Source organism: Stenotrophomonas forensis, assembly GCF_028752115.1.
Lineage (GTDB): Bacteria > Pseudomonadota > Gammaproteobacteria > Xanthomonadales > Xanthomonadaceae > Stenotrophomonas > Stenotrophomonas forensis.
In genome coordinates, this window is the sequence record NZ_CP082270.1 from 1,187,905 (window position 1) to 1,202,375 (window position 14,471).

The window sequence follows — 14,471 nt, forward strand, 5'->3', positions numbered from 1 at the left end:
CAGCCCGCTCAGCCGCCGCCTGCGGTCGGCAACGGCGCCGGCACGTTCAGCAGCCCGCCCGCTGCCACATAGGCAGCCAATGCCTGGCCCTGGCTCAGCAGATGGCGCTCCATGGTGCGTTCAGCGGCCTGCGCGTCGCGGCGGCGGAAGCACTCCATCAGTTCGCGGTGTTCGGCCAGCGACTGCGCGGTACGGCCCGGGGTCAGCAGCTGGCGGCCGCGATGCATCTTCAGGATGCGGTGCAGGTCATGGGTGATGCGGATCAGCCACGGGTTGCCGGCGTAGTGCTGCACGGTTTCGTGGATCAGGTAGTTGTTGCGGTAGTACTCGGCGATGTTGCCCTCGGCCGCCGCCGCTTCCATCGCCGCGTGCAACGCTTCCAGCTGCTGCACGCCGGCATCGTCGATATGCCTGACAGCTTCATGCGCGCAGCGACCTTCCAGCATCGCCATCACCGGGAACAGCTGGTTGAGGTCTTCCAGCGTGAGCCGGGTGACCCGCGCGCCACGCCCGGCATCGATCTGCACCAGGCCCTCGGCGGCCAGCAGCTTCAGCGCTTCGCGCAGCGGGGTGCGGCTGATGCCCAGTTCCTCGCACAGCGCGGGCTCGTCGATCCACTCACCCGGCGGCAGCCGGTAATCGTAGATACGCTCGCGCACATGCTCGGCCACCTCTTCATACAGAGGGGCGCGCTTCTTCGGGGACCGTGGAGCAGGGGCAATGGCCATGGTGGAAGTGTACCGCCAGGTAGTGCCGGCCGCTGGCCGGCAACCCATGATTGCGGGATGGCTTCATGGGATTGCCGGCCAGCGGCCGGCACTACCGTTGAGTGGTTACATCCAGCCCGGCACCACGAATACCAGCCAGGCAAGCAGCGGCCCCAATGCCACCACCAGGCCGCTGTAGACCAGGAAGCGGCGGAACAGGGTCTCGCGTTCTTCCTTGGCGGCCGACGCCACCACCAGTGCGCCATTGGTCGAGAACGGGCTGACATCGACGATGGTGGATGACACCGCCAGCGCACAGATCACGCCGGCCGCGCTGAGGTGGCCCTGCATCAGGAACGGCACCGCCAGCGGGATGGTGGCGCCCAGCACGGCGGCCGACGAGGCGAATGCGGAGACGATGCCACCGACGTAGCAGACCAGCAGTGCACCGAGCAGCGGGATGCCGATATCGGATACACCATTGCCGATGAAGTCCACCGCACCGGCATGTTCCAGTACGCCGATATAGGTCACCACGCCGCAGATCAGCAGCACGGTGGACCAGCTGATGCCATCGACCGCCCCTTTCTGGCTCTGCGGCGACAGCAGCGCCAACGCCACCGCCACGGTGATCGAGACCAGGCCGACGTTGAGGTTGTAGATCAGCGCGGCCACGCCCAGGCCCAGCAGGCCGATCAGGGTGAACAGCCGCTCGCGGGTCAGGTTCACCGCATCCAGTGCCACCGGATCATTGGACAGGGTGCCCCCCCCGGCGGCAACCAGCGCACCATGGCCTTCGATCGCGAACTGGCGCGACGATGCCTGCGGGCCACCGGCCATCGCCAGCTCGGCATTGCCGACCGTTCCCGCTGCGGTGATCGAGCCGCGGCGCAGCAGGGCGATGCCACCGAAGGCGAAGAAGCAGATCGTCGCCATCATCAGGTTGAAGCCCAGGCTGGTCAGGAACACCGCCATCTCGGTTACTTCCAGCCCGGCTTTCTGCACCACGCCATTGGTGATGCTGCCGTACACGCTGATCGGCGAGAAGCCGCCCGCCTGCGCACCATGGATGACCAGCAGGCCCATCATCAGCGGATTGATGTTGTACTGCTTGGCAAAGCGCAGGGCGACCGGGCCGATGATGGCGACCGCGGCGGGGCCCAGCGCACCGAACGCGGTGAGCACCGCGGTGATCACGAACATCACCCACGGAATGGCCACGATATGGCCGCGCACCGCTTTCACTGCCCAGTGCACCAGCAGGTCGATGGTGCCGTTCTTCTGCGCGATGGCGAACAGATAGGTGATGCCGACCAGGGTCAGGAACAGATCGCCTGGAAAGCCGGCCAGGACTTCCTTGCCTCCCATGTCGACCCATAGCCCGCCGATGATGAAGGCCAGCGCGAAAGCGACGGCGCCCATGTTGATCGGCATTGCCGTGGCGACGATGAACATGATCACCAGGCCGATGATCGTTGCGATTTGTGGACTCATGCGCCCTCCCAGACACGTGACTCACGTACAGCGCGGATGGAGACCCGCCATCCCGGGGTAAGGCGACGTACGGCGTGTTGCGTGATACGTACTGCTCGAACCCGTTACTGCAGCCGCTCCAGCGCACTGCGGACCCACGCCGCGGCACCCTCAAGGCTCTGGAACTCTTCCACCGCGCGCACTTCGCAGCACGGATAGGACGGCGCGACCATGCGCGCCAGCGCGCTGCCCGGGCCCAGCTGCAGGAACACCCGTGCGCCGCGCTCGAAGGCCTGGCGCATCACCTGCGCCCACTCGATGGTCTGTGCCAGCTGCGCCGACAGCGTGTGCACCACGGCGGCGCCATCACGCACCGGGCGGGCATCGACGCCGGCCAGCAGGGGCAGCCGCGGCGCATGCACCGGCGCGGCCCGCAGCGCTGCGGCAAACGGTGCTTCCGCACCGGCCAGCAGCGGCGTGTGTGCGGGCACATGGACCGGCAATGGACGGATTTCCGCGCCGCAGGCCTGCGCGTCTGCCGCCAACGCGTGCAGCGACGGCTGTGCACCGCCCACGATGAAGTGGTCATGGCCATTGGCGATGGCGATGAAGGCGCCATGCGTGTCGCACAACCGCTGCGTGGCATCGCGGTCCAGCCCCAGCACTGCCTGCAGCCCGGCATCGCGGGGGCTGGCGGCGTCCATCAGGCGCGCGCGCTGCGCAGACAGTGCCAGGCAGGTGGTGGTGTCGAAGCTGCCGGCGATGGCGTGCGCGGCGAGCTCGCCGATGCTGTAGCCGGCGATCACCGTCGGCGTCGGCAACACCTCGCGCAGGCCCTGCCAGTGCGCCAGGCTGGCTGCGCACAGCAGGGGCTGCGCCTGCACATTGTCGAAACGGTCGTCGGCCGCCGCAGCGGCGAACACATCGCGGCCCAGCAGTTCGCCGATGGCATCGAGCAGCGGCTGTGCGGCGGCAAGGCCGCGCACGCGATCGAACATCGCCGGATGCTGTGCGCCTTGTCCGGGACAGAGCAGGGCCAGGCTCATGAGCCCTCCTGATGCAACAGGAACACGCTGCAGGCGAGCAGGTCGGCGCTGCCGCCGGGGCTCAAGCGACGCACGACGAAGGCATCGGCGATCTGTCGCAGGCGCGGCCGCCAATCGTGCGCGAAGGCGCCGCCGTCGGCCAGGAAACGGTGGGCCTGCTGCCGTGCCCAGCGCAGGCCTTCAGCGCCTCCGCGATGCAGCAGGTTGAGGTCTTCGGTGTGTGCGACCAGCTGCATCAGCGTGTGGCACATCGCGGCTTCGCGTGACAGGCCATTGGCCAGCGCGTGGCGCAGGGTGGGCAACGCCACCTCGCGCAGCAGCGGATAGCCTGCAGCGGCGTGTTCGCGCACGCCGGGCACGTTGTGCCGGACGCGCGCACGTTGGCCTGGGCTGCCTGCATCCAGCGGGGCATGTGCGAAGTGCCCCGCCCAGCGACGTACCTCCAGGCAGACCCGCTCACCGCTGGTGGCATGGCCCAGGCGGGAACGGCAGGCAGCGGCGGCCGCGACCAGCAGACCGAGGCTGAAGATCGCGCCACGATGGGTATTGATGCCGGCGGTCGCGCGCAGCATCGCCGCTTCGGCGGCGATGCCACATCGGCGCAGGGCATCGAAGTCCGCCCCGGCTGCACCGAGGTGGGCCACGGCAGCGAGATAGTGGCGCAGCGCGAACAGACTGCGCAGGAATGTGCCGGCGTCCATGTCGTGATGGCTGCCGCTGTCGAATGGCGTGACCAGCCCGGGCTTGGGCGCCAGCGCCAGTTCGGCGTGCAGGCTGGCGACGGCCAGGCGCCCCAGGCGCGCGCTGTCCGCGGCAGCTGCCGGCCGGACCGTCGGCTGCGCGACGGCGCTCATGCGGTCACCCCGGCGGGGGCGAACACGGACTCGCGCAGTTCCAGGGCGGCGCCGTCGTGGCGCTTGACCAGCACTTCGCGGCTGCGTCCCGCGTACTCCCGCCAGTTCACGGCGGCATCGCCGGCCAGGCACAGTTCGCCATCGACCCGGCGGCCGTGTTCGGTTTCCCAGGCCTGCAGCCGTGCAACCAGGGCATCGGCCTGTGCGCTGCTGTTGATCTGCCACAGCAGATCGATGTCCGAACGCGCGTGCACATAGTGCAGGCCGGTCAGGTGCTGCCACGCGAAGGCACCGAATACATGCGCCGCAGCGATGCCGTGCAGTGCCTGCAGGGGGCGTTGCCAGTCCTGCGCAACGTTGCCTTCCAGCACCGTATGAAGTGATGGTGGCGGTGCGCTGCGCAGCACATCGCGTGCCGGCACGCGCAGGGCCAGGCGCAGTTTGCCCTCGGCCGGCGGCAGCGGTACGCCCAGGCGCAGCCGGGGATCGGCATCGTCGGCGGCACGCCGGGCGACGATGGCCGGCAGGCCCTGCGCGAACCAGTTGGCCAAGCGCGGCTCATGCGGGGCGATGTCGGCCTGCCAGGCCGCGTGTGCCGACAGCCAGACCAGCGTATGCCGGGGCAAGCGCTCAGGCATCGCCCTGGCTCACCGCAGTGGCCACCGCTGCGGCCAGGCGACGTCCGCCACGTTCGGCACCCCGCACGGCGCGGCGGTCGCCATCGGTGGGCGTACGCAGCGCCTGCAGCAGGTGTGCGGCCAGGTCGCCGCTCCAGATCGAATCCACCGCGCCCATCGCCACGTAGTTCTCCACGCCCGGCGCGAATACCGGCGAGCTCTGGCTGAGTGCCTGCAGCTTCTCCAGCGGCTGCTTGGTCACCCGCGCCATCGCGCGCAGGTCCATCACCCGCACCTGCGCATCGGGCAGGGCATGGATGTGGTCGGCCATCAGGCCGAACGAGAGGAAGCCACCACTGACCGACTCACCGTAGACCAGGGTGACCAGGCGGGCGCCACGGCGGCGGGCCAGATCCAGCGTCTGCGCCAGGTGCGCGAAACAGCCGTTGATGCCGAGCAGTTCGTCGCGGCGTGCCAGGCGCTGGCCGGCGGTGTCGACCAGCATCACGATCGGTCGATGGGGATGTGCGGCGGTGCTGGCCAGCACGGTTTCGGCCAGTGCCAGTGCGTGGTCCACGCCCACTTCGAGCTTGTCGGCGGTGCCGATCACGGTCACCTCGCCGTCGTCGGTGCTGGCGGTTCCGGTCAGCACCGAGTCCTCCACGGCAACGGCGTGGCCACGCGGAAACAGCGCATCAAGCAGCGCGCGCAGGGGCAGGCTCATGGCAGGCTCCGATCAGCGGTGACGGCGAGGAAGTCGTCGGTGTCCAGCAGCGGCAGCCGCTCGGGTTCGGTGATGCCCAGCAGCGACCAGATCTCAAGACCATCGCGGCATCCGCCCCAGGCCTGCACGCGTGCTTTCAATGCGGCATGACGTGCCTGCAGGGCATTCAGTGCGGCATCGGCATCGGTGCTGGCGGTGTCCACCAGCAGCGCATCGAATGCCGCCTGCGCGAACGCCCCGATGGCATCGGGCACCAGCACCTGGGCCTGGTCGATCAGGTAGCGGTGCTTGCCGCCAGTCACCCGCCAGACCAGCGCGCGGTCGCGGGAATCAAACTCTTCCACGCCGCGAACGGTTTCGATCACCTCCGGCCCGGACAGCGACAGCCGGCCCTCCTCGGACATGATCACCGTGCTGCAGCAACGGGCAACGATGCCCATGCCACCGAACGCGCCGTTGCCACTGCCGATCAGCGCGACCACCGGGACGCCCGCAGCGCGTGCATCCAGGGTGGCGCGCATGATCTCGGAAATGGCAATCAGGCCGGCATTGGCTTCGTGCAGGCGTACGCCGCCGGTATCAAGCAGCAGCAACACCCCATCGGGGCGGGTCGCCGCTGCGCGGCGCAGCAGGCCGGTCAGCTTGGCGCCGTGCACTTCGCCCACACCGCCGCCCATGAATTCACCCTGCTGCGCGGCCAGCAGCACGCGCTTGCCGCGAAGCGTGGCTTCGCCGACGACGATGCCATCGTCGAATGCGGCTGGCTGGTCGAGTTGCGCCAGGTGCGGACTCATCATCCGTCGCGCAGGGCCCAGGAACTCGCGGAACGATCCGGCATCGACCAGCCCGGCAATGCGTTCGCGCGCATCGGCTTCGTAGTAGCTGTGGCGCTGGACGTGGCTCATGGCGTACCTCCGGCCAGCAGGGTTTCCACCGCCTGGTCCAGGCGCAGGCTGACCACCGCCGGGGTGGCGCCGGCGTCGTTGATCGAGATGCGTACATCGCGCAGCGGATGGCGATGCGCGAAATCGCCGATCACCGCCTCCCATACGCAGCCGAAGCCCTGCGCGGCGGTGACGATGCGGACCGACATCGCGCCCTCCAGCTCTGCCGGCTCCAGCAGGATTTCCAGGTTGCCCGAGGCCAACACGCCGACCAGCACCGCATCGCGCGGGAACTGCACCGGGGTGCGTCCTTCGAATCGATAGTCGAGGGTTTCCATGCTCAGCCCCTTACCAGTTGCGGAAGCGCTTGGGCGGGTCGTACAGACCGCCGGACCAGCGCACCAGATCCTTCACCGAGCGTGCCGCCAGCAGATCGCGGCTGGCATCACGCACGGAGATGCCCAGGTCTTCGGGGCGGCGGATGACACCACGGTCGCGCAGGTTCTCGACCATCGCGCGATCGCGGCCCAGGCCGACCGCCGTATAGCCGGACACGCCGCGGATCGCCTGTTCGCGTTCTTCCGGCGTGCGGCACAGCAGCAGGTTGGCGATGCCTTCCTCGGTCAGCACGTGGCTGACATCGTCGCCGTAGATCATCACCGGCGGCAGCGGCATGCCGGCGCGTTCGGCCAGTTCCCAGGCATCCAGACGTTCGACGAAGGCCGGTGCCATGTGTTCGCGGAAGGTTTCCACCATCTGCACCACCAGCTTGCGCCCGCGTGGCATCTCGCCGGGACGGGCGGCCTGCTGGCCGGCCTTGATCCAGGCGTCGCTGGCGTGGCGGCGGCCACGCGCATCCGAGCCCATGTTCGGTGCGCCGCCGAAGCCGGCGATGCGGTCGCGCGTGGCCGTGGAGCTGTTGCCCTGCAGGTCGATCTGCAGGGTCGAGCCGATGAACATGTCGCAGGCATACAGGCCGGCGGTCTGGGAGAACGCGCGGTTGGAGCGCATGGAGCCATCGGCGCCGGTGAAGAACACATCGCTTCGTGCGGCGATGTACTTCTCCATGCCCAGTTCGGAGCCGAACGAATGCACCGATTTTACGAAGCCTGATTCGATCGCCGGAATCAACGCCGGGTGCGGATTGAGTGCCCAGTGCTGGCAGATCTTTCCTTTCAGCCCGAGCGATTCGGCGTAGGTCGGCAGCAGCAGTTCGATGGCGGCCGTGTCGAAGCCGATACCATGATTGAGCCGGTTGACGCCGTACTCGGCGTAGATGCCCTTGATCGCCATCATCGCCATCAGCACCTGGATCTCGGAAATCTGTGCCGGGTCGCGGGTGAACAGCGGTTCGATGTGATTCGGTCGCGGCGCCTGCACCACGAAGTTGACCCAATCAGCAGGGATGTCGGCGCGGGGGAGGGTGTCGACGATTTCGTTGACCTGGGCGATCACGATGCCACCACCAAACGCCGTGGCCTCGACGATCACCGGGGTGTCTTCGGTATTCGGCCCGGTGTACAGGTTGCCGTGCCGATCTGCGGCCTGTGCTGCGACCAGCGCCACGCGCGGGGTCAGGTCGATGAAGTAGCGGCCGAACAGTTCCAGGTAGGTGTGGATGGCGCCGATCTGGATGCGGCCTTCGGCCACCAGGTTGGCCAGCCGCACCGACTGCGGGCCGGAGAAGGAGAAGTCCAGCCTGGAGGCGATGCCGCGTTCGAACACATCCAGGTGCGAAGGCAGTGACAGCACCGACTGCACCATGTGCAGGTCGTGGATCCGTGCCGGGTCGAGGTCGGCAAGTGCCTGGGCGAGGAAGTCGGCCTGCTTCTGGTTGTTGCCCTCCAGGCAGACCTTGTCACCCGGCTCCAGCAGCGCGTGCAGCAGTTCGCCGATATCGGCGGCCGCGACCTCATGGCCGCGGGCCCAGCGCGAAGCGCGCTCCAGGCGTACCCGGCGGCTGCGTTGCAACGTATCCCAGCTCGGGTTCATCGACCGGCTTCCGATTGGCGTTGAGATAATTACGACATAATTATGGAAGGGTGTGCAACCCGCAGCGCAGCAAAAAGAAGGGCCCGCGCGCAGGCGGGCCCATTCAGGCAGGCCACGACCGTGAGTCGTGGTGGAGGGCGTGCCGACCGACGGTCGGCACCCACCAGGCACCCACCGGTTCGCGGGTCGCTTAGAACTTCCAGCGCAGGCTGGCCGCCACGAAGCGCGGTTCGCCGAAGTTGTTGTAGTCCAGGTTGGCCCAGTAGGTCTTGTCCAGCGCGTTGCGCACGCTCAGCGTCGCGGTCCAGTTGTCGCTGATGCGGTAGTTGGCATTGAACTGCACCAGCGAGTACGCCGGCTGGTTCACCGTCACCGTGCCACCCAGCGGATAGGCGATGTTGTAGCCCTGCACCCGGCTCTGCCACTGCAGGCCGCCGCCGATGCTCAGCCGATCGAGCGCACCACGCAGCTGCACCTGGGTGTTGAGCTGCAGCAGGTTCTCCGGCGGGTTGGCGTACAGCAGGTCGGTGGCAGCCCGGGTCACCTTGACGTGGGTGTAGCCGGCGTTGACCGTCCAGCCCGGCAGGATTTCGCCGTTGACGTCCATCTCCCAGCCGCGCGCCTTGGTGCCGTTGATGCCGATGTAGGCCGAGCTGCCATCACTCAGCGTGCCTTCCGGCACGCTCATGTCACGTACCGCGTAGTTGTCCTGCTTGGCCTCGAACACCGCGGCATTGGCGGTCAGGCGGCCATCGAACCACTGCGTCTTGATGCCCGCTTCCAGATTCGAGCCCTGCACCGGCGCCAGCAGGTTTTCGTTGCGGTCCTTGTAGTTCTGCGGGTTGAAGATCTCGGTGTAGCTGGCATACGCCGAGACGTTCGGGGTGATCTCGTAGACCAGGCCCACGTAGGGGGTGACTTCATCGCTCACCTTGTAGGCGCCGCTGGTGCCGGTATAGGCCCCGGCCGCGTTGTACGAGCGGCTGAGGGTCTGCCAGCGGCTCAGGCGTGCACCGGCAATCAGCGACAGCGGATCGGCCAGGCGCAGTCGGGTGGCCAGGTAGACGCCACTCTGCGTGGTCTTGGCCACGCGGCGCGCGCCGGTGCGGCTGTAGGTCACTTCGGAGATGTCGCCGTCCCAGTTGAATACGTTGGGGATGTAGTAGCAGCGCTCACGGCCGCAGGTCGCCCAGTCGCCCGGGAAGTTCAGCGCCACGGTATTGGTGGTGCCTTCCAGGTCCGACCACTGTGCACCCACGGTCAGGTCATGGTCGCGGCCGAACAACGGGAAGGTGCCGGTCAGGTAAGCGTCGACGTTGCGGCGCGTATCCTTGGAATCGCCAGCGGCAGCGCGCAGGTAGATGCCCGCGCCGGAGTTCGGGTCCGGGTAGCCGGTGCCGTACAGGCGCACGTTCTGCACGTTGCCACGGGTGTAGGCGGTGTTGATCTTCAACAGCCAGTCCTCGCCGAAGCGCTGTTCCAGATTGGCAAAGGCGGTGTTGCTCTCGCGCTTCCAGTAGCTCCACTTCGGCGACAGGTTGGTCGAGCGCGCGAGATGGGCGAAGTTGCCCTGGTTGTCGAAGAACGCGACAGTGCCCCAGGTCGAGCCGGTTGGGTTGTTGTCCTGGCTCTGGTAACCGAGGGTGAGGGTGGTGCTGTCGGTGATATCGCCTTCCAGCACCGCCATGCCCGCCATCTTGGTCTCGTCGTAGCGGTCGTAGTACAGACCGCGGTCGGTGTAGGCGGCCACCACGCGGCTGCGGAAGCGGCCATCATCGGTGAGCGGCGCGGTCACGTCGGCCTGCATGCGGCGGTAGTCCCAGCTGCCGGCACTGACCGAGAACGATGCGTCGAACTCCTTGCCCGGACGCTTGCGCAGCAGGTTGACCGTGGCCGACGGCACGCCCGCACCGCTGAGCAGGCCGTTGGCGCCGCGGATCACTTCGATGCGGTCGTAGAAGGCGGTGTCGTATTCCTGGTTGGTGGAGCCGCTGTACGTGGGAATGCCGTCGACCTGGAAATCAGTGATGGCGAAACCGCGCGCGTAGTACAGCGGGCGCTGGGTGTCAAAGAAGGACACGCTGACGCCGGGCACGGTACGCATCACGTCGTTGATGCTGAACAGCGATTCGTCCTGCAGGCGCTGCAGGCTGATCGCGGTGGCCGACTGCGGCGTCTCCTGCAGGGTGATCGGCAGGCGGGTGGAGCTGGACGGCGGTGCCGACTGTTCGGCGCGGACGCTGACCCGGTCCAGGGTCTTGGCGTCGGCAGCGCCATCGGCGGCCGCGAATGCGCTGGGTGCGGACAGCAGGGCCAACGACGAAAGCAGGGCAGCGGGCAGCAGCGCGCGGCGGGGCAGGCGGTCATGCGGGTTCGGGGACATGGTGGGCTCGAAGCGTGGAGGCGGGGAAGGGCGGCAACAGTCGTCCAGCACCCGGGGCGGCGGCTTCGGGCACGTCAGGTCCATCTGGGAGAGGCGCGGTCACTGCGCAGTGCGCAAATGTAAATAATTCTTAACAACATTACAATTCTCATCGGTGTGCAGGGCCATTCGAGCGTGTGGCAGCGGGCAGGTCCCGTCCGCGCAAACGCGAACGGCCACCCGAAGGTGGCCGTCCGTCCGTGTACTACAGGGGATGCTGCGGGCTTACAGCGCCTGCAGTTCCTCGTTGGCGTTGCGCTTTTCCTTGGCCGGTGCCGGAACCGGGGCCGGAACCGCTGCCGGTGCAGGCGCTGCGGCATTGGCATCCACCGGCACCTCCAGGTACGGCAGGTGCAGGGTCTGGCTGGTCAGCGTGCGGATTTCGTTCACCAGCGCCGCGCTGTCATTGAGCTTGCGCCCGTATGACGGCACGATCTCGCGCAGGCGGGTTTCCCAGCCGGCCTTCATCTGCTCCGGGAAGGCCTTGGCCATCAGGTCCAGCATGATCGGCGGCGAGGTCGAGGCACCCGGCGAGGCACCGAGCAGGGCGGCGAGGGTGTGGTCCTTGTCGGTCACGATCTCGGTACCGAACTGCAGCACCGGGCCCTTCAGCGGGTCGCGCTTGATGATCTGCACGCGCTGGCCGGCGGTGACCAGCTTCCAGTCGCCCGGCTTGGCATTGGGGAAGTACTTGACCAGCTCGGCCTGGCGGTCGGCATCGTTCAGGCGTGCCTGGCCCATCAGGTACTGCACCAGGTCCAGGTTGTCCTTGCCCACTTCCAGCATCGGGCCGACGTTGTTGTGGGTGACCGAGGAATACAGGTCCCACCACGAGCCGTGCTTGAGGAACTTGGTGCTGTACAGCGCGAACGGCCCGAACAGCACCACCGGCTTGCCGTCCAGCTTGCGCGCATCCAGGTGCGGCACCGACATCGGCGGCGAGCCGGTCTCGGCCATGCCGTAGGCCTTCACGCCATGGCGCGAGGTCACGTCCTGGCCCTGGAAGGCGAGGAACTGGCCACCGACCGGGAAGCCGGCGTAGTCCTTCGACTCCGGGATGCCCGACATCTGCAGCAGCTTCAGCGCGGCGCCACCGGCACCGATGAACACGAAGCGGGCGTGGGTGGTGGTCTCGGTGCCGGCCTTGAGGTCCTTCACCGTCACGTTCCAGCTCTTGTCGGCGTTCTGCCGCAGCGCGCTCACCTCGTGGTTCAGGTGCAGGCTGAAGTTCGGGCTGCGCTGCAGGCCGGTGGTCAGCTGGCGGGTGATCACGCCGAAGTTGACGTCGGTGCCGAGCGGCATCCAGGTCGCGGCCACCTTCTGCTTCGGATCGCGGCCTTCCATCAGCAGCGGTGCCCACTGCTGGATCTGCCGGGGATCTTCGGAGTACTGCATGCCGTAGAACAGCGGGTTCTTCACCAGGGCCTGCTGGCGCTTGTGCAGGTAGGCGATGTTGTCATCGCCCCAGACGAAGCTCATGTGCGGGGTCGGGTTGATGAAGTCGCTGGGCTGGCTCAGCCGGCCTTCCTTCACCTGGTGCGACCAGAACTGGCGCGAGACCTCGAACGATTCGGCGATACCGACCGCGCGCTTGGTCTCGATGCTGCCATCGGGCAGTTCCGGGGTGTAGTTCAGTTCGGCGAACGCCGAATGGCCGGTACCGGCGTTGTTCCAGCCATCGGAGCTTTCACCGGCAACGCCGTCGAGGCGTTCGTAGACCTGGATGTTCCAGTCCGGCTGCAGTTCCTGCAGGTAGGTGGCCAGGGTGATGCTCATGATGCCGGCGCCGACCAGCACAACGTCGACGGGCTTGTCGTTGCTGGCGGCGGGCACCGAACGCTGGGTCAGCGGCCAGTACAGGAACAGCGCGGCGGCCAGCAACAGCAGCACGAGCAGGGCGAGCAGGGCCTTGCCAAATTTCTTCATGGGGGCGGGATCGTTGGCGGAGGGGAGGAGTTCAGGATGCGCATGGGGCAGGGAAAGGGCGTGAAGAAACAACGCCTTGCGGCATCCTGGAGACGATTCTAACCGGAACCGGTCCGGTTTTTGTGCAATGCATCATCCTGTTGGCGTGCGCGCTGCGGTACGATTGCCGGCTGATTCGCAACGACTACTGGCCATGGAGTGGCCGCGCAACGATGTCACGGATGCTGATCGTGGTAGGTGACGCCCTGCAGACGGGCGGTTCGGTACTGACAGGTTCCCCGCACACCGATATCGAAGGCCGCGCCGTGGCACGCGTCGGCGATCGGGTGATGTGCGCCCGGCACGGGCCCGGCTCGATCGTGACCGGTGACAGCACCCTGGTCATCGACGGCCAGCCGGTCGCCCGCGACGGCGACAAGGCCAGCTGCGGCTGCGCGCTGATGGCGGGCAAGCAGCAGCGGGCGCATGTCGTCGCCGGTGGTGGGGGTGGTGGTGGGCAGGCCGCGCTGGGTGCGCTGGCCAAGGTGGCGGGCATCGTGGCGCCGCTGCTGAAGACGATGCCGTTGCAGACGCCGCCGTTCGCACCGCCCGGCACGCCCGCGCCGGAAGAGCCGGCGGCGCCGCAGTGCTGGGTGGACGATCACGATACCCGGATCGATCGCGATGTGGACGGACGCTATTACGAGGCGTACGACGTCAACGGTGACAAGCACGATTACGCCTTCCCGGTCAGCTACCGCATCGAAATCCCGCTGCATGCGCAGGGCGAGGTGGTGGTGTCGATCAAGGTGCAGCCGATGCCACAGGCCGGGGTCACCGCGGCCGAAGTGACCGCGACGCGGGCACGCATGGAGCAGGGAATCGATCAGTTCTGGAATGGCCGCTTCACCCTGGACATACACGACCCGCAGTGCGGTACCCGCAGTTTCCCGCTCCGCTACGAAGTGCGCTGGGTGCAGGGCGGCAGCGACTACAAATTGATCATCCACCGCAGCTACGACCGCGAGCAGGTCGAGTTTCCGGATATCGACGTCTCGGTATCAACAACGCCGTGGACCTTCGCCCACGAGTTCGCCCATACGCTGGGCGTGCCCGACGAGTATTCCTACAATGATCCGGACGAGGAAACCGTGCGCTACCTCCAGCCCGACGGTACCCTCGATCCGGAAGTGCTGGTTGCCGTTCCTGATTCGCGCGCGCTGTCCGACCCGGCAGCCACCATCATGAATTCGGTCGACTGCGCCGTGACCCTGCCGCGACATGCCTGGAACATCGCGCGCGAGATACGCGAGCTGCTGAGCCGCCAGATCGGCCGGGAGATAACATGCACCGTCAAGTGATTTCACTGATCGCCACTTTTGCCGCCGCGACCGCGCTGCCGGCCCACAGCAAGGAGCTTCCTCCCGTGATCGAACTTCATGCGCGCTGCGTGGACGATGCCCAGTGCCGTTTCCGTGGGCAGACGCTCAATGTAGAGCTGGAGCTGCGCAACAGCGGCAGTGAGCCGGTGTCATTGCCGCTGGAGTACATCCGCAGTCGTGGTCCTTCGGTGAAGGTGAAGGACAACCACTCCGGGAAGACGACCGCCCTGCGCAGTGGCATGGCCGCCGCTGCGCTGCGGGATCAGATGCAGGAGCTGCGTGCGGGCCAGTCCCTGCGTATTGGTTTTCCGATCAAGCCGCAGGAACTGACCCGGTTCGCGTTGCGCCCAATGGATGTGACCCTGCAGCTTTCGGTGAACCTGACGCCCGGTGCAGGCAGTACCGAAGCGCAGGTGGTGCAGGCGCAGCTGCGCGTGCTCGACGCAGACTGATTGCCGCGCCCAG

13 protein-coding genes are annotated in these 14,471 nt (G+C 67.3%); 2 read left to right on the top strand and 11 right to left on the bottom strand.

What is annotated here, in order from left to right; genetic code table 11:
• Window positions 1-8 precede the first annotated feature (8 nt).
• The 11 genes from K5L94_RS05595 to mqo form a co-directional block, all read right to left on the bottom strand.
• Window positions 9-728, bottom strand: a complete 720-nt coding sequence (locus K5L94_RS05595) for a GntR family transcriptional regulator (protein WP_008266401.1) — start codon at window positions 726-728, stop codon at window positions 9-11.
• A 105-nt stretch (window positions 729-833) separates the two neighbouring features.
• Complete coding sequence (locus tag K5L94_RS05600; protein ID WP_006424027.1) at window positions 834-2,201, bottom strand: SLC13 family permease; 1,368 nt, start codon at window positions 2,199-2,201, stop codon at window positions 834-836.
• 104 nt (window positions 2,202-2,305) lie between these two features.
• Window positions 2,306-3,226 (bottom strand): malonate decarboxylase subunit epsilon, encoded by a 921-nt coding sequence (gene mdcH, locus K5L94_RS05605; protein ID WP_053449085.1) that lies wholly within the window; start codon window positions 3,224-3,226, stop codon window positions 2,306-2,308.
• Window positions 3,223-4,080 carry a triphosphoribosyl-dephospho-CoA synthase MdcB gene (gene mdcB / locus K5L94_RS05610; RefSeq protein ID WP_274512163.1) on the bottom strand — a complete coding sequence of 286 codons (858 nt, stop codon included), beginning with the start codon at window positions 4,078-4,080 and terminating at the stop codon, window positions 3,223-3,225. The genes mdcH and mdcB overlap by 4 nt, the downstream gene beginning before the upstream one ends.
• Entirely contained in the window at window positions 4,077-4,718 is a 642-nt protein-coding gene (mdcG, locus tag K5L94_RS05615; protein ID WP_053449087.1) for a malonate decarboxylase holo-[acyl-carrier-protein] synthase, read from the bottom strand. Before mdcG ends, mdcB begins: the two co-directional genes overlap by 4 nt.
• Window positions 4,711-5,415, bottom strand: a complete 705-nt coding sequence (gene mdcE / locus K5L94_RS05620; protein WP_053451259.1) for a biotin-independent malonate decarboxylase subunit gamma — start codon at window positions 5,413-5,415, stop codon at window positions 4,711-4,713. Before mdcE ends, mdcG begins: the two co-directional genes overlap by 8 nt.
• A gap of 2 nt (window positions 5,416-5,417) precedes the next feature.
• Window positions 5,418-6,326: a biotin-independent malonate decarboxylase subunit beta gene (locus K5L94_RS05625; RefSeq protein ID WP_053449088.1), complete on the bottom strand. Its 909-nt coding sequence runs from the start codon at window positions 6,324-6,326 to the stop codon at window positions 5,418-5,420.
• A complete protein-coding gene (mdcC, locus tag K5L94_RS05630; protein ID WP_053449089.1) occupies window positions 6,323-6,643 on the bottom strand; it encodes a malonate decarboxylase acyl carrier protein in 321 nt (106 codons plus the stop codon). The genes K5L94_RS05625 and mdcC overlap by 4 nt, the downstream gene beginning before the upstream one ends.
• 10 nt (window positions 6,644-6,653) lie before the next feature.
• Window positions 6,654-8,297 carry a malonate decarboxylase subunit alpha gene (gene mdcA / locus K5L94_RS05635; RefSeq protein WP_053449090.1) on the bottom strand — a complete coding sequence of 548 codons (1,644 nt, stop codon included), beginning with the start codon at window positions 8,295-8,297 and terminating at the stop codon, window positions 6,654-6,656.
• Window positions 8,298-8,487: 190 nt separating this feature from the next.
• Window positions 8,488-10,680, bottom strand: coding sequence for a TonB-dependent siderophore receptor (locus K5L94_RS05640; protein ID WP_053449091.1), 2,193 nt, complete (start codon window positions 10,678-10,680; stop codon window positions 8,488-8,490).
• 264 nt (window positions 10,681-10,944) lie between these two features.
• The gene (gene mqo / locus K5L94_RS05645) at window positions 10,945-12,645 is read right to left on the bottom strand and encodes a malate dehydrogenase (quinone) (RefSeq protein ID WP_274512165.1); all 1,701 of its coding nucleotides are present in this window, start codon (window positions 12,643-12,645) and stop codon (window positions 10,945-10,947) included.
• 221 nt (window positions 12,646-12,866) lie between these two features.
• Here mqo and K5L94_RS05650 point away from each other — a divergent pair, with 221 nt between their 5' ends.
• A complete protein-coding gene (locus tag K5L94_RS05650; protein WP_274512166.1) occupies window positions 12,867-13,985 on the top strand; it encodes a PAAR domain-containing protein in 1,119 nt (372 codons plus the stop codon).
• Entirely contained in the window at window positions 13,970-14,458 is a 489-nt protein-coding gene (locus K5L94_RS05655) for a hypothetical protein (protein ID WP_006424058.1), read from the top strand. Before K5L94_RS05650 ends, K5L94_RS05655 begins: the two co-directional genes overlap by 16 nt.
• Window positions 14,459-14,471 lie beyond the last annotated feature (13 nt).